We start from the raw sequence: 16424 nt of genomic DNA, 5'->3' as shown, positions 1-16424 counted from the left end.
GGTTACCCGGGGCCCGCCACGGTTCCTTCGCCTGCGGAGGTTCCCTCCGACGGGTCATCCAGTGGTGCCCGGCAGGATTCTACGACGGAAAAAGACGATGGGAAACGCCGGATTGAGGCCGCAACTCTGTCCCGGGTGAAGGTTCCGGAAACCCGGAAAACCGAGAATACTTCGAAGGTTTCGAAAACGCCGGAGCGGGAGAAAGCCGACGAGCGGGACGAGACTGAGCGGGAGAAGCCGGCCGGTACAGATAAGACCCGGGAGCGGGAGAAGCTGGCCGAGCGGGATAAGGCCGAACGGGAGAAGCTGGCCGAGCGGGACGAAGAGGCCCGGCAGGAGAAGCCTTCGGCGGAGGAATCACCGAAGCAAGGCAATTCGACCGGTAAGGACAGGACAGAGAAGGACAAGACGTCTGGACCAACGGAATCCCTGGAACCGGAAACGCCCGAGACCGCCGGGCCCGACCAGGCAACTGAGTCCGACAAGGCCGCAGAGTCATCCGGCGCCCGGAAGGATCCCGTCGGATCACCAGGCGAGGCTCCAACGGAAGGCCCCGTTGACGGATCTGCCGCGGAACCGGCGGACGTTGCCGCTGAGGAGGGATCGTCCGAAGAATCGGTCGAAGCTACTCCCGAACAGGCAGTTGTCGAAGAAACGGAGAAACCGGACGTTCCGGAGGCACCGGTAGCCGATACCGGCAACCTTCAGGCGACCGTTGCCGCAGTGGCCATGGCCCAGGTTGGGCAGCCACACGATGCCGTGTCGTTCATCGAAACGGTACTCACCGGCTCAGGGTATGCACCCGCTCCGAGTGGACGGGACTACCTGCAGCTGGGCGAGACCGTCACCACTATTGAGGCAGCAGCAGCCGGTGATCTCCTGTATTACACGGATGCCAACGGCCAGACTTTCGCCGCCATCTATCTGGGCGAGGGTCTAGCGGTGCGCGGTGGAGGAGAAGGTGGACAGGCGGTTGAATTCTCCCTGTCTGAAATGACGTCCTCTCCGGCCTTGATCCGGCTGGCGGGCCAGCCTTAAGGTATGGGTCGCGAACGCTTGGCCCTACAGACACTGGCTATGGGAACAGCTCCAGGTAAACGGCGCCATGGTCACCGAAACACCTGAACTCGTTGTCGCTGGTGCGGAGGAGTGGCGCCAATGGCTGGAGGTAAACCATTCCACCGCTGACTCAGTATGGCTTGTACTCCATAAGAGCGGGGGGACGGTCACTAACTTGACCTACGCCGCGGCGCTGGACGAAGCCCTATGTTTCGGCTGGATCGACGGCCAGGCCAACAAGCGCGACGAGGGCAGCTACCGTCAACGCTTCACGCCCCGCAGACCGCACAGCCCTTGGTCGGCCAGAAACGTATCCCATGTGGCAAGGCTGGAAGCTGCTGGGAAGATGCACGCTGCCGGGCGGGCCGCCGTCGAAAACGCGAAGGCGGATGGGCGCTGGGAGAAGGCCTATACCGGTCAATCCACAGCGGAAGTGCCCGCGGATCTCGCCGAAGCCGTGGCGGCCGTGCCCGCCGCGCAGGCGATGTTCGATGTGCTGACTTCCACCAACCGGTATGCGCTTATCTACCGCGTGAATGCGGCGAAAAGAGCACTAACGCGTTCGCGGCGCATTGAGGACTTTGTACAGATGCTCGCCCGTCATGAGACCCCGTATCCGCAGAAGAGGAAGCCCTCCACACCATCACGATGAAAACGGCGTCGGCGGGTTCCTCACAGGGTTCCTAAGCCGCACTAGTACAGCAGGAAAGCGATCGGCGTCACCAGGATCAGCGTGAGTACGACCCGCTGGAACCAAATGACGACCAGCTTCCAGATCGGAATCGGAATGTCCGTGGCCATGATGCAAGGGACCAAAGCTGAGAAGAAGATGATGCCGGAAACGGAGACGACGCCGATCACGAACTTCACCAAGGCGCCGGCCTCGGCGACGAGCAGGGCAGGCAGGAACATTTCGGCAATACCGACGGCGCTGGCCTTCGCCACCAGCATCGGTTCCGGCAGCTGCAGTGCCCAGGTGAAGGGGTAGAAGACGTAGCCCAGCCAGTCGAAGACCGGCGTGTAGGTGGCGAGAACCAGCCCGAGCAGCCCGATCGAGAGGATCGACGGCAGGATCGCCATCGCCATTAGTACTCCGTCGCGGACATTGACCCAGATGTTTACCCGCAGCGAGGGCGCCTCTTGCACCGTTTCCTGGGCCGCACTCCAAGCCTTCGACAACCGGTTGCCGGTGATTTCCTCCTCCGGCTGGGGCTCTGCATCAGGGTGGTATTCGTCCGGGATTCCCTTCAAGGGCCAAATCCTGACCGTGATGGCCGTGACCAGGAACGTCACGAGGAAGGTCACCCAGAAGTAGGTCGTCCACTGGCCCATCAGCCCCAAGGTTTTGGCCACGATGACCATGAAGGTCGCCGATACCGTGGAGAAGCCGGTGGCGATGATGGCCGCTTCCCGGGCCGTGTATTTACCTTCTTTGTAGACGCGGTTGGTAATCAGCAGGCCGAGCGAGTAGCTGCCAACGAAGGAGGCAACGGCGTCAATGGCCGAGCGGCCCGGGGTCTTCCAGATTGGGCGCATGATCCGCTGCACGAGGACGCCGATGAACTCAAGCAGACCATAACTGACCAGCAGGGCCAGGAAGACGGCTCCGATGGGAACCAGCAGCCCGACCGGGATCACCAGCTTGTCGAACAGGAACGGGCCCATGTCCGGTTCGAAGAGCCAGGCAGGACCGATATTGAACACCAGCATGAAGCCGACGCCCATGCCCACGACCTTGAACAAGGAAAAAACGACGTCGACGGTCGTTCTCCTCCACGTTCCGGTGATGAACGGGTACAGGGCTCCTGCCACGATGACCACCAGGGCGTAATACGGCAACGCAGGTCCGATAGCTGCCTGGAGAAACGTGACGATATGGTCGAGCATGATGGTGTTCCGGCCGCTGATGGTCAGCGGCACGAAGAACATGAATGCCCCAATGCCGCTGTAAACAAACAGCTTCCACATCTGGTGCGGTTTCGTTTCCTGGGCCCTCGAAATTGTGGCCATTATTGTCTCCCGGATTCTGCGCCGGCGTTCGTCCTGAAACGCGGCTCGTTCATTTGCCTAGGACTATCCGACACTTGATCGTCTGTAAAGACAATGGAAAATCGTAGTAAGCGGTCTCACATATGAGATCCTTGTCTCGCGGCCAGAGGAGCGCCATGGAAAATGACTCAAGCAGCTCCCTGCGCGCGCTGCGGATCCTCAGCTATTTGGCTACGCAGGCCAGTCCAGTCTCTGCCGTACGGATCTCCGAGGCTGCCGGCTCTCCCAGGTCGTCGACGTTCCGCCTCCTCCGTGGAATGCAGTCGTTGGGGTATGTCGCGCACCTTCCGGAGCAAAAATCCTATGTACTGGGCATCGCAGCGCTTGAAATCGGCCAAGCCTTCGCTATCCAGGTCCCGTTGGCAAGATTCGGAAGACCTGTTTTGGAGCGGTTGGTCCTCAAGCTCGGCGAAACGGCACACTTGGCCGTAGTGCAGGGCCACGAAACGCTCTACATTCATGAGGAGACGGCACCATCGCGCGCCCCGCTGGTCACCGCGAAGGACGTCCGCCTGCCAGCGCACCTGACGGCATCCGGCAGGGCCGTCCTGGCGGGCTTGGGCGATCAGCAACTGAAGGCCCTCTTTCCGCCTAATTACTCGTTCGTTCAACGGACGGGCAGAGGTCCTGCCACCTTCTCTGAACTCCAGCAGCAACTTGATGCGGTGCGTCGGCAGGGTTTCGCCCGGGAATTTGGTGAAGTGGCCGAAGGCCTGACGTCCGTCGCCAAACCCGTCAGGGACCGCACCGGACGGATCGTAGCCTCCATAGCGGTGACATATTCGTACAGCACCCTTGCCGCGGAGTCACGGCCTGGATCCGGTAATGTTCCGGCGCAGGAGCCAATCCTGGCCGCTCTGGGCCCGGCCGCCCGGGAATTGAGCCGCAGGCTCGGCTGGGAACCGTAAGCAACAAACAACGACGTCGAGGGGCCGGCCCTTGAGCAGAGGCTCTGACTGTTGCGAACATACAAGATGAACAACAGGTAAAGGACAGATGAGTGCAAACTCATCGGGCTCAAATGATCGTCTCACGTTGGCTGTGTTGACTGGTTAGTGCCAGCAACGCCAACGAAGGAGACACCATGACGACCACCACTACGCACCCCTCCGGAACCGTCCAACCGTCCGGAGGCACCGAGCGCGCACCCCTTGCTCTGGATGCCGCCCGGCTCCTCAGCGCCAAGAAGGCATACACCACACGGTTCGTGGCCGACGCCATCGAATTGAATCCGTATGGATATGACGTCCAGCCGAAGGCTGCGCCACAAGCCGGAGATGTGGTGCTTGCACGCGTCACTGAACTCGGCAAGCACACAAAACTGGAATCCCCTGCCTCCCGCCGCCAAACGATGTTCCTCGGCGATGAGATCCTTGTCGCCTACGGAAACCGGTATGCCCCGGACCAATTCCTCGCCGTCGTCCCCGACGATCTTCAGCCATGCCACCTGGTGGCCGGCGGAGGGCTTGCCGGGACCGTCCTGGAACAACATGCCGCAATCGACAAACCGACTGCGATCGAGCCCATCGGTCTGCTGTCCCGCCACGGCAAAGTCGTGAACCTGCAGGACGCAGCACCGCACCAGATTCATTCTTCCAGTCAGCTGCCGGGCCGTCCGCCGGTTATCGCCGTCCTGGGAACTTCCATGAACTCCGGAAAATCGACCACCCTCGGTTGCCTCGTCAAAGGTCTCACCACAGCGGGATTGAACGTCTCCGCCGGTAAGGCCACAGGAACCGGCGCCGGGAACGATCCACGTCTGTTTACCGACGGCGGCGCGACCAAGGTACTCGACTTCACCGACTTCGGATACCCGACCACCTTCAAACTCGACTATGAGACCGTCCGCGGCTTGCTGACAAGCATGATCGACGCGCTGACGTTCTCGGCAACCGACGTGGTCGTGATTGAAATAGCCGATGGCGTGTATCAGGGCGAGACCTCCCGCTTGCTCAGCGATCCGGTATTCCACGACGCCGTCGACCACGTGATCTTTTCGGCGGCCGATGCGCTCGGAGCCGCCGGCGGACTGCAGGTCCTGCGCGAATCCGGAGTGAATGTCGCCGCGGTCTCGGGCCTGTTGACGGCCTCACCACTGGCGGCCAAAGAGGCGGCCTCCGTCCTGGACACCCCCGTTATCGACACCTTCGACCTTTGCCATCCGGCAACCGCCCTTGGAATGCTGCCCGTCCGTGAAACCGGCATTGCCGGCACCAGTCCGGTCGAAGGCAGGATTAGCGGAACCGGTACGCCCGCCATCGTGACGATGGTTGCCTCCACGCCGGCTGCTCCAGCGGCCGCAGCAACGCTGTAACCATGCTGCCGAAACTTCTGACTGGCAGGCGCCGGTGGTACATGGCGATGCTCATCGTTTGTGGGCTGGCACTGGCTGCGGCAGCGGGCGCCAGCGCACTGCTGATGACCCGGGCCTTGAGCTCGGGCGGCGGTACTACTGCCTTCATCCTGATCCTGGCCGGTTTGCTCATCGCCGCCCTCGGCACCGGAGCACTGCGTGCGGTCGAACGCGTCCTCGCCGAAAAGCTGGGCCAGCATTACATTCACCAAATCCGCACCGGTTTGATCAGATCCGCCCTTTCAACAGACCGCGGGCCAGCGGCAGGTATCACCATAGCGAGGACAACTAATGACCTGACCAGCGTACGGAACTGGGTTGCTCAAGGCATCGCGCCACTGGCCGTGGGCATCCCGCTCGTACTGGGAACGCTCTGCGCACTGTGGCTCCTCGCCCCGCCGCTGGCACTCGCCGTCGTCGTACCTCTGTGTCTGCTCGCGGGCACCCTGGCGCTGTTGGCGATACCGGCGTTCCGGCGGGCACGGATCCTGCGGCGCAAGCGAGGCCAATTGGCGGCGCACATCGCCGACACTGTCGCTGCAGCCCAGATGATCAGGATTGACGGCGGTCTGGTCCGCGAGGTGAAGAAGGTGGACAAGCTCGGCGGGAGTGTCGCCGGCGCCGCCATTGACCGTGCAACCATCGCCGGCTACATACGCGGCTCCGCTGCGGCTGTTGCCGCCTTGGCGCTTGCCGCCGTGGCAACGGTGGGCGCATGGCAAGCCGTGCCCACCGCCACGATCGCCGGTGCATTGACCATAGTCGGCATGATCGCCACACCGGTCGCGGATATGGGCAAGGTGGTGGAATACCGGCAGAACTTCAAGGCCGCCCGCAGAATACTGGGGCCGGCCCTGGTTGTGGCCACGCCGACGCCGAAGGCGTCCGAAGCGCAGCCAGGTTCTGCAGACGTCAACGAAGCCGGCTCCGAAGGTCTGCATGTCAGCGGGATAACCATCGACGGCGGTGCGGAACTGCCGCCGCTGGAAGCCCGGCCGGGGGACCGGATCGTGCTGCGTGCCGCTGATCCTGCCCAGGCAACCGGAGTCCTCGAACGGATGCTGGGGGTGCGGCCGGATGCTTCCGTGCGTACGCTGATTGACGGCGTCGACCTGTTGTCGGCGGAGGACCGGGACCGCCGGGTTCTGGTTGGCTATGCCGCCGCGGGGTCATTGTTGGAGCGGGGAACCATCGGCCGGTCCGTGCGGTACCGCCGGCCCGAACTGCATGTTGATGAAGGCTCTGCTGCGCTGGACAAGGCCGGACTTGGCAGTGCGCTGGCCAATCTTCCTGAGGGAGAACGTACCCGCCTCAAGCGTGGAGGAGAGCCGCTGACGGTGTCCGAACAGGCCCGGCTGAAGGTCGCCCGCGCCGCCTTGGGGGAGCCGCCGCTATTGGTGCTCAACCGCGTGGACGGCGACTTGGACGACGATGGGCGCGTGATGCTGGCCGGACTGCTGCAGACATATCCCGGGATTGTGGTGCTGGCACCGGCGACCATGGAATTGGCCGAGATTGACGGCGGACGCCCCTGGTGGGTCGACCGCCCGGACCTGGACGCAGAAACGCCCCGGTCCAAAGACCGGGGCGTTCCAGCCGGCCCGGCATGATCTGCATCAAGGGCGGGCCTGGCATTTCGCGGAGACGGGGGGATTTGAACCCCCGGTGGGCGGACCCACACTTCATTAGCAGTGAAGCCCATTCGGCCGCTCTGGCACGTCTCCAGCGCTGGTAACCAGCCCCCCAAGATTACCCAGACGGAGGGGCACAGAGCAAAACGCCGCCGAATCAGAGGCCGCCGGTGGTCGCCTTCCAGAGGAATTCGTGTGATGCGCTGTGCAGCCGGGCCGCCTGGCGGTTGTCTGTTGCACCGGCATGGCCGCCCTCCAGCGACTCATAGAACCAGACCTGGGGAACGCCCATCGACTCCATCCTTGCCGCCATCTTGCGGGCCTGCACCGGGCCGACGCGGTCGTCGCTGGTGGCGGTGAAGATGAAGGTTGAGGGGTAATCCACGCCGTCCCGGAGGTTGTGGTACGGCGAGAAGGTGCGGATGAACTCCCACTGCTCCTCGTCGTCGGGATCCCCATATTCTGCAATCCACGAGTAACCGGCCGAGAGCTTGGTGTAGCGGCGCATATCCAGCAGCGGCACCCCGCAGGACACCGCTCCGAACAGGTATGGGTAGTGCGTGAGCATGTTGCCCACCAGCAGGCCGCCGTTGCTGCGCCCCTCACAGCCAAGATGCGCGCGGCTCGTCACATCGCGTTCGATCAGGTCCTCGGCGACGGCAGCGAAATCCTCATAGGCCCGGTGCCGGTTTTCCTGCAGTGCGGCACGGTGCCAGCTGGGCCCGTATTCGCCGCCGCCGCGGATGTTGGCCACGACGTAGACCCCGCCGCGGCTGTCACCGTCCTGATCCGGGGCGGTGCACCGTTCCAGCCAGGTGCGTCCGGTGGCTCCGCTGTAGGCCGGGGTGCGGGCGATCTGGAATCCGCCGTAGCCCGAGAGCAACGTGGGGTTGCCGCCGTCGAGCTTCAAGTCCTTGGAGCTGACTTGGAAGTACGGAACCTCGGTGCCGTCCTTGGACGTCGCGAAATGCTGCTCGACGGTGTAGTCATCGCTGTTGAAGTACGACGGCGAGGCCTTGACCTCCGTGGCTGCTGCCCCAATGGTGCCGCGGTGCAGGGTGGTGGGAGTCAGGTAGCCGGTGACGACGAGCCAGTAATCATTGCCGTTGACCTCGTCCTCATCGTCGACGGCGAACGCGTCCACCGAGTGCAGGGCAGGCGCATCGTCCAGCTCAGTTTCGTTCCAGCCATCCGCTCCCGGCGTGAGCACGCGGATGGTGGAGGAGACGTCGCGCAACAGGTTGAGCAACAGGTGGTCCTTGGTCCAGCTCCATGACTGCAAGGCGGTGCTCTCGTCCGGGGAGAAGAGCGTGGTCAGGTTCCGTTCGCCGGCGTGGAAATCCTCAAGATTCGCCGCGAGCAGCGATCCGGGCAGGTAGGTCATGTCCCCGACGGTCCATTCGGTCTGCGGACGGAACAGGATCCAATTGCGGTGCAGGTCGACGTTCACATCGTCGGGCACGTCGATCTGCTGCCACCCGCCGTCGGCCATCAGATAGCTGCGGCGGTTGTAAAAGTCGATGATGTCGATCGCGATGTCGCGTTTAAAACCGGGGGTGAGGTCGCGGACGAGGATGGCCATCATGTGGTCCTCATCCACCTCGAAGACGAGTTCCGCCTCGTCCAGGCTCTGTCCGCGGCGCAGGCGGCGATTGGTGCGCGGGTAGGAGGAGGTGGTCATGGATCCGGGGCCGAAGTCGGTGCCAACGTAAATGGTGTCCTGGTCGACCCAGCTGACGTTGTTCTTGGCGCTGGGCAGGTTGAATCCGCCGTCCACAAAGCTGCGGGAGTCGACGTCGAACTCGCGCACTGCCTTGGCGTCGCCGCCGTCGGGGGAGAGGGAGATCAATGCCCGGGTGAACTCGGGGCGGAGCAGCGAGGCGCCGGCGAAGACCCATTCGACATCCTCGTCCCGGGACAACTGGTCGACATCGAGCAGCACATCCCAATCCGGGGCATCGCTCTGGTAACTGTCCCAGCTGGTGCGGCGCCAAAGACCCCGCGGATGCTCCTCGTCCCGCCAGAAGTTGTAGTAAAAATCCCCGCGCTTGGTCACCATGGGGATGCGGTCGGTCGAATCCAGCACTTCCAGGACACTGCGTTCGAGCGCTTCGTATTCGGCAGAGAGCAACATGTCGTCCGTGCGGGCGTTCTGCTCCTTGACCCAGCTGAGCTGGTCCTCGCCATAGATGTCCTCCAGCCACTGAAATTCATCGGCTGGATTATGTTCGACGGCGGGAGGTGCGGTTCGGAGGGTGCTTCCGGCAGAGTTTCCGGTGCTGTGATGAGAGACCATAGAGCCATCCTAAGTTGTACCCCGGGCTGAATGGGTGGCTGAGCCCGCCAACGATTTTCGCCCGATACCCTATAGGAATGGCTAAAGAACGGGTACACACGGTGGCGGTTGTCGGCGCCGGGCCACGTGGCACCTCCGTTCTCGAACGGTTGCTGGCCCACGCCGGTCACCTGCGGAACGCGGGAACGCCGTTGAGGCTGCATATCGATTTGCTCGACCCCTACCCGCCCGGCGCCGGCCATGTTTGGCGTCCGGACCAGTCGCGGCTCTTCCTGATGAACACGCCTGCGCTCTTCCCCACATTGTCGCCGGGCGACCTGCTGGAACCGGCGCCGGTCGCGGGGCTGACCTTCGACCAGTGGCGGGAGCGGCTGAAGTCCGGCTCGTTGACCGACGTCGAACTCAGCGAACAGGACCGGGATGAACTCGCGGGTTTGGAGTCGACAGGGTTCCCGAGCCGGGCGCTGTACGGGCGTTACCTGCGATGGATGTTCGCCCAGCTCACGGCGTATCAAACGGACGACATCACGCTCTCCGTCCACGAAGGGGAGGCAGTGCGCTTTGTTCCGGATGTACTTGGTGGGTTCGGGATTGAGCTCAATGACGGACAGGATCTGGTGGCCGACAGCGTGGTGCTGGCGATGGGACATTTGCCGGCGGAGCTGCGGCCTGACCAGCAGGCATTGCTGACGGCGGCGGTGAAGCATGGCCTGAGATACTGGCCCCCAGCCGTGCCTGCCGACGTCGATTGGTCCAGACTTCCTGTGGATGAGCCGGTGCTCGTCCGCGGGCTCGGGCTGAACTTCTTCGACGTCATGATGCAGGTGACTGTCGGCCGCGGCGGACAATTCGTTTCAAGCGGCGACGGACCGGGCAGGGCACTGGAATACAAGCCGTCCGGGTCCGAACCCATCCTCTACGCCGCCTCCAGAAGGGGAACTCCGTACCGGGCGAAAGCAGAGCTGCAGACGTATATCCCCGCCAGCGTGAAGCTGCGCTTCTGTACGGCCGAACGGGCCGGCCGGTTCGCGGCGGCGGGAGTCCAGCCGGCATTCGACCACGACCTCTGGCCGCTGCTGCACCGGGATGCTCTGTGGGCGTACTACAAAACCCTTGCCCGGGTGACGCCTTCGGCCTTCCTGCTGGGGGGCGACGAGTTTCTGTCCCGCCTGAACGCAATTCTTACCGAACACATCCTCCACGGCGCGGAGCCCTGGGACCACCGGGTCGACCGGCTCACGGCTGAACATGTTTCCCCGGAGCACCAGTTGCAGATCCGGAAACTGGCGCACCCCTTCGCACGCCGTACGTTTGCCAGTCACTGCGACTATGACGATGTCGTTCTTGATTACCTTGAGGCCGACGCCCGGGGATCGGCAGCAGGCGAGGACGACCCAGTGAAGATGGCCATCGGTGCGCTTAATGCAGGGCGGTCGGTGATTAAAAAGGTCGTCGCCGACGGCGGCCTCACCGATGCTTCCTGGCTCAGCGAGCTGCGGGGCTGGTTTGAGTCCTTCGTGGAAGGTCTTGCCAGCGGTCCGCCAGCTGTACGCATCGAGCAGCTTGCCGCGCTGGCGAGGGCCGGCGTCGTACATTTTCTTGGACCGGACCCCAAATTCCACGTCGATGAAAAAACCGGCTTATTCAGCGCCGGCTCACCATGGGTGAAGGGTGGTAGGGTCACTGCCGCCCACATGCTGGAGGCGATGATGCCGGCGAACCACGTGGAGCGGAACGTTTCGCCACTGTTGTCGCAGATGCTTGAGGACGGTTTCGCCAGGCCGAAGATGATGGTCTCCATCGAAGATGCGCCGGTGCCGGGCAGTGGGCTCGACGTCACCGCTCCTCCGTACCGGCTGCGGATGAAGAACGGACACATCAACGAGGGTGTTTACGCCCTGGGGCTGCAGCTTTCCTCGGTACAGTGGGGCACCGCTATTGCAGCGCAGGCAGGCGGGGACCTGGAAGCCGGGGCCAGGACCTTGAAGGACGCAGACGATATCGCGTCGGACATCGTTCAAAGGGCGCTGGACGTCGATTACCGCAGCCCTGATGCGGGCGCTCGGCGACGCGTGCTGGCCGACCGCCGGTAGCCGGCTCAACCGAGTAGTGCCCGCCCTCCAGCAGGAGAGCGGGCACCATCAAAGGCCGGTGACGACTGGATTACTGGTTGATCAGCTGCCCAATCCCGGTACCTGACCACGGCTGTCCGGCATGACCGCCCTTGCCCGGTTTACCCGGCTGGTCCGGCTGACCATGGCCCGGCCAAGGACCAACTGAGGACCCAGGCTTTCCGGGGTGCACCGGCTTGCAGATCGGCAGCGGCTTGCCTGGCTCCTCCTGGTCCGGTTTGCCAGGTTCCCGGCAGTCCGCGGCATCAGCCGCAGAGACTGTCAACGGCAGCCGCACCATGGTCCCGCTGACCGGCGTCGAAGCCGTAAAGTAACCTTCCGCCATTTCCGCTGTTGCGGTGAAGGTGACGGTAGCGGCACCATCAACGACCGGGTAGGTCCCCACGGTGCTTGGTTCGCCTGACGCTGGAACGTGTTCAATCACGAGCTCCTTGAGGTCCGGTGCCCCGAGCGAGGCCAGGTCGAGCTTTGATACCTCGAAGCTCACTTCCTGTCCCGCCTGAACGGACTCCGGCGCATTCTGGACAACCACGCCGCGGCGGGAGAAGTCCGGGGAAACAGGGCTGCTCGCCTCAAGGTAGGCGATCCACGCCTCCCTGTCGACCAAACCCGAGTCCTTGGTGTCGGTTCCTTCAGTAAACACCGTAAAGTTGTCCCCTCCCTGAGCCAGGAAGCTGAAAGTTCCGATTCGATAGCCGCGCTCGGGATCCAACGGTTCGCCATTAACCGTGACCGACAGAATGCGGTCGCCTTGCGCCCGGGTTGGATCGTACGTGTAGGCCACATTCTCGGACAGTCCCAGCGCCAGGAATGGACGTGAGGCGTCATCAGGCTGCCATTGCTGTTCCAGCATCGTCTTTACCTGCGCACCGGTGAGCGTGGTGGTCCACAGGTTATTGACGAATGGCAGCACATTATTGGCTTCCATGAAGGTGATAACGCCATCGGAGTTGCCATCGCAGAGATCGCCCTCCGGGGACGGGACGCCGGCTTCGCTGTCGCACAGCTCCGCCCGCAGGCCACCGGGGTTGGTGACGCCGATCTCGGCCGCTCCCAACTGGTCCGGACTGAGCGTTTCGAGCAACGCATCCGCCACGAGGTGGCCAAGCGCCGATTCGGATCCGCGGTCATCCCGGGTGCGCTCGCCCTCGGGTCCGGAGAACGCCGTCGTAATGTCCGCTGTCACTGAGGCGACGGGTCGGGAACCGATGATTTCCGCCTGTTCCAGGGCGGCGTCCACGATCGTGTCGACCTCGGCAACCGCCGGGTAGGTCGCAATCAGTTCCTCGGCGGGGGTTTCCGTTTGGGGAGCGTTCCTCGCTTCGTAAGCGGTCACCTCACCCGTGGCGGTATCGATGGTGAGTTCGATCTGGCCGATAAACGCTCCGTAGCTTCCCGTCTGCACGATGGGCCGGGTTTCACCCGGTTCCCCCGGAACGGGAGCATCCCAGGCGTACTGCTTGTGTGTGTGCCCGGTGAACATCGCGTCGACGAGCGGACTTGTCTCATTGACGATGCTGGCAAAAGCGCCGCCGGCTGCGACTTCTTCCTCCAGCGTTGATTCGGCCAGCGTTCCAGCACTGGCGCCTTCGTGGTACGCCGCGATGATGACATCGGCCAAACCTGCAGCCTCGATTTCCTGCGCGACGCGGTTCACTGCCTCAACTGGATCACCGAACTCCAGCATGGAGATGCCGTTCGGCGAAACCAATGAAGGAGTTTCCTGCGTGACCGCTCCGATCACGGCAACCTGAACCCCGTTGAGGTCGATGATCTGGTACTCGTCCAGCACCGGATCCTGAGTTCCGGCTGCGTAGACGTTTGCGCCGAGGTATGGGAAGTCCGCCAGTTCGCTGACGCGGTCGCGGAGGTCCTCCCAGCCTTTGTCGAACTCGTGATTGCCAACGGTGGATGCCTTGAGGCCCAGAGCGTTCAAAACCTCAATGGTGGGGACGTCGTCCTGCTCCGAGGAGGCAAACAGGGAAGCACCGATATTGTCTCCGGCGGAGATGAAGGCCGTCTGACCCTCGGGTGCCGAGGCCTTGAGTTCCGCGACGGTCCCGGCGAAATTGACGGTGTTTTCGTCAATCCGCCCGTGGAAGTCGTTGATGCCGAGAATGTTGACTTCGGTGGTTCCTGCTTCCGGGCCGGTGCCGGCCAGGTCCAATCCGACCAGAATGGGGTCGTGGTCGCTGGAACGATAGGCGTCGGGAGCGTAGTAGTCCGTGATGTTGTAGTTGTAGCGGCTGTACTCAAGGGCCACCGACTCCACGGAGTTGATATTCCAGATATCCGCGCCCGTGACTGTGGCATCGGCTGCCCCGGAGGCGAAGATGTAGTCGAGCGAGCCCACGGCGCCACCGTAGGCGTATGTGTGCTCACCCGTCTTCGCTCCCTGGTTCACATAGCCGGCGTCGCGCAGAACCTCGATCGGGTCCTCCATCTTGTACGAGTTGAAGTCACCCATGAGGAAAACCAACTCAGTTCCGATTTCGGCCTTCACCTTGTTGGCAAAGTCGACCAGCGCTTCGGCTTGTGCGGTGCGGGTGGCATTCCAGGCGCCTGCGCCGTCGCCCTTGTCGGCGTTCGGTCCTCCATCACCCGGGTCCGAGCCCTTGGACTTGAAGTGGTTGGCAATGGCGACAAATGCCGACTCGGCAGGTCCGCCAGCGGTTTTGAACGCCTGCGCCAGAGGCTCGCGGGCGTTCGAGAATGCCTCGCTGCCCAGCAGGATCTGCGATTCACCAACGGTTTCGACGGCGGGCTTCTTGTAAATGAAAGCCGTACGGATGACGTCCTCATTGATTGGGGTATCAGCAGGGGACTCGACGTACTCCCACACATCTCCGGCAGTGGAGTTGAGGGCCGCCACCAGATTTCTCAGGGCATCATCCCGGTCCTTGCCGAAGACGGCCGAGTTTTCAATTTCCGCCAGCGAGACGACGTCGGCGTCGAGGGAATTGATCGCGTCGACGATTTTGTCCTGCTGCCGCTGCAGATTCTCCTCATTCGCGGCACCGCGGTCTTCGCACCCTCCCCGGACAGCAATCGGGTTTCCGTCCCGGTCCGTGTAGTACTCGCAACCGGTCAGTTCGTCCCCGGTAGTGCTGAAGTAGTTCAGGACGTTGAAGGAGGCGAGCGTAATGTCGCCGCCAACCGGTTCCGGGGCCGCAGTCCGGGTGTTCTCGAAGCTGACAGGCTGAACCGTTTCGGCATTGACCGGGTTCAGTTCGGTCAACGGCTGGAATTTCCAGACGCCAAACCGGTAGTCGAAAACGACATTCGTCTCAAAGTGCACGGGGGAGCCGACGCGCGCCGGTTCCTCCATTGTCAGGTAGGGCAGCGGCTGGTTCTGTTGGGAGAAGAAGTTGGTGCTGGCGCCGTCGTCGAGTGTCACCGACCGCGCCGCATTGCTTGCCTCGACCTCAGCGATTTCCTCACTGCCGACGGGTGCTACAGCTGTCGGCTGGATCAACGGAGATGTCCCGGCAGCCAGTCCGATTTCACCGTAATGGTTCAGCGAGTAGTTATCCGTGATGGTGAAATCGCCCTGCGGGGCGAGCAGCATGCCCTCGAGGGATTCGCGCTGCGCATCGCCGGCGGGCAGGCCGACCGTTGCGGCCTTGACTTCTTCGGCCGCCGCATCCAGCTGGGTGAGTCCTCCGGCGGAGACGTCAATTTCCGTCAGGTCGAAGTACTCCTTGACGAGGCCGTTCACTTCGACGAAGTCGCCGATTTGCACCTCATCGACCGTTGCCGGGGAGAAGACAAACACTCCGTGCGAGGTCGAATGGCTGCCCAGGTCGATTGCTCCACCGGTTCCGGGAGTCTGGATGTAGTAGCCGTTGAAGCCGCCGGTCGGGTAGACCGCGGTCACCTTGCCTTGGGTGGTAACGGTCTTGCCGTTCAGGGGACTGGCCGCGCCGGATCCCTGGATTTCGGCAATGCTCTTTTCGCCCGCTGGTTCCGGCTCGACCGGAGGCTCCTCCTCGGGAGGCACGCCGGTTTCCCCCGCGGCGTTCGTCGGAGTCACCTCGGCCTTCAGAATGAAGTCCGCGGAGTTATCATCGGTGTCCACAAAATCCGTGCGGTTTATGGACTTGGGATCTGAATTGTTCGACGGCGATGGCGCGGCCGTTGTCTCGAACGTGTTGGTGCTGCCATATCCCAGCAGGTCGGCGATCCGCATGTCTTCGACAATCGATCCCGTGGCGAGCGGATCAAGTGCGCTGTCCGTCCTGGCGAGGATGATGGTGCCCTGGGTGCCGCTGACATTCAATGCATTATTGACGACGTCGGCAGCCGGCAGCGGAGCGCCTTCTGCGTTCTCTCCGCCGTTGGCGTTTCCCTGGACTAGGTAGTGGCTGTCGGGAGCGATGCTGCCGTCCAGGGGGATGACCTGGTGGGGTGCATCGGTGCCGCCAGCTGACCGGTACTGTATGGACCAGCTTTCCAACGACACGGGTTCGTCCGTCGGGTTGTACAGCTCGACGAACTTGTTGGTGAAGACAGCATTAGAGCTGCCGGCGTTGGTGTACGCCTCGTTGATAATGACGCCGTTTCCCTCAGCGGCCGCTGCCGGGATCACCGGCTCTTCGGCCAACGCCGGGAGCGCGGACACTGGCGAGGCGATGAGCCCCACCGAGAGCGCCGCTCCGAGCGCAGCCTTCCATGACGAATTACTCATCCGTTATTACTCTCCTTTGAGCGGCCATAACGAAGCCGCGAGTGATATGCACCACAGGGGGTAGTGGTCCATCGCACTTAAGAACGTACGCGATGGGTCCGACAAAAACGTCAGCACATACCGAGAGAATCAGAATTGAGTAAACGGGTGGTTGCAGTCCGGCAAGCACCAGCAGAACTGTACGGGTGGGCTGCAACAAAGCGGCGGCCGGGCATCT

Annotated in this window: 8 protein-coding genes, 1 tRNA gene and 1 pseudogene; 6 read left to right on the top strand and 4 right to left on the bottom strand. The window is 62.9% G+C overall.

Annotated elements, in window-relative coordinates; translation table 11 throughout:
- A pseudogene (locus Y707_RS28875) lies at positions 1-1038 on the top strand (hypothetical protein); the annotation flags it as partial.
- A gap of 67 nt (positions 1039-1105) precedes the next feature.
- Positions 1106-1711 carry a YdeI/OmpD-associated family protein gene (locus Y707_RS0107425; protein ID WP_026534595.1) on the top strand — a complete coding sequence of 202 codons (606 nt, stop codon included), beginning with the start codon at positions 1106-1108 and terminating at the stop codon, positions 1709-1711.
- 41 nt (positions 1712-1752) lie between these two features.
- Here Y707_RS0107425 and Y707_RS0107420 read toward each other — a convergent pair whose 3' ends face one another.
- On the bottom strand, positions 1753-3069 hold the full coding sequence (locus Y707_RS0107420) for a YjiH family protein (protein WP_026534594.1): 1317 nt from the start codon (positions 3067-3069) through the stop codon (positions 1753-1755).
- Positions 3070-3224: 155 nt separating this feature from the next.
- Here Y707_RS0107420 and Y707_RS0107415 point away from each other — a divergent pair, with 155 nt between their 5' ends.
- The 3 genes from Y707_RS0107415 (at position 3225) to Y707_RS24290 (ending at position 7071) form a co-directional block, all read left to right on the top strand.
- Positions 3225-4016: an IclR family transcriptional regulator gene (locus Y707_RS0107415; protein ID WP_026534593.1), complete on the top strand. Its 792-nt coding sequence runs from the start codon at positions 3225-3227 to the stop codon at positions 4014-4016.
- A gap of 176 nt (positions 4017-4192) precedes the next feature.
- Complete coding sequence (locus Y707_RS24295; RefSeq protein WP_216699225.1) at positions 4193-5422, top strand: P-loop NTPase family protein; 1230 nt, start codon at positions 4193-4195, stop codon at positions 5420-5422.
- Between the two features lie 2 nt (positions 5423-5424).
- Positions 5425-7071, top strand: coding sequence for an ABC transporter transmembrane domain-containing protein (locus Y707_RS24290; RefSeq protein ID WP_051441753.1), 1647 nt, complete (start codon positions 5425-5427; stop codon positions 7069-7071).
- A 29-nt stretch (positions 7072-7100) separates the two neighbouring features.
- Here Y707_RS24290 and Y707_RS0107400 read toward each other — a convergent pair.
- Both Y707_RS0107400 and Y707_RS0107395 read right to left on the bottom strand, forming a co-directional pair.
- Positions 7101-7185: transfer RNA gene (locus tag Y707_RS0107400), tRNA-Ser, on the bottom strand.
- Between the two features lie 64 nt (positions 7186-7249).
- Positions 7250-9388 carry a prolyl oligopeptidase family serine peptidase gene (locus Y707_RS0107395; protein WP_026534592.1) on the bottom strand — a complete coding sequence of 713 codons (2139 nt, stop codon included), beginning with the start codon at positions 9386-9388 and terminating at the stop codon, positions 7250-7252.
- Between the two features lie 77 nt (positions 9389-9465).
- Here Y707_RS0107395 and Y707_RS24285 point away from each other — a divergent pair, with 77 nt between their 5' ends.
- Complete coding sequence (locus Y707_RS24285; protein WP_081744706.1) at positions 9466-11481, top strand: FAD/NAD(P)-binding protein; 2016 nt, start codon at positions 9466-9468, stop codon at positions 11479-11481.
- A gap of 70 nt (positions 11482-11551) precedes the next feature.
- On the opposite strand, the gene Y707_RS24280 is transcribed toward Y707_RS24285, so the two are convergent.
- Positions 11552-16207 carry an ExeM/NucH family extracellular endonuclease gene (locus Y707_RS24280; RefSeq protein WP_051441752.1) on the bottom strand — a complete coding sequence of 1552 codons (4656 nt, stop codon included), beginning with the start codon at positions 16205-16207 and terminating at the stop codon, positions 11552-11554.
- Between the last annotated feature and the right edge of the window lie 217 nt (positions 16208-16424).

The sequence above is a fragment of the Arthrobacter sp. H14 genome (assembly GCF_000520495.1).
In the GTDB taxonomy this organism is placed as follows: domain Bacteria; phylum Actinomycetota; class Actinomycetes; order Actinomycetales; family Micrococcaceae; genus Arthrobacter_C.
Note: the sequence above shows the minus strand (reverse complement) of the source record. Positions and strands in the feature narration are given on the sequence as shown.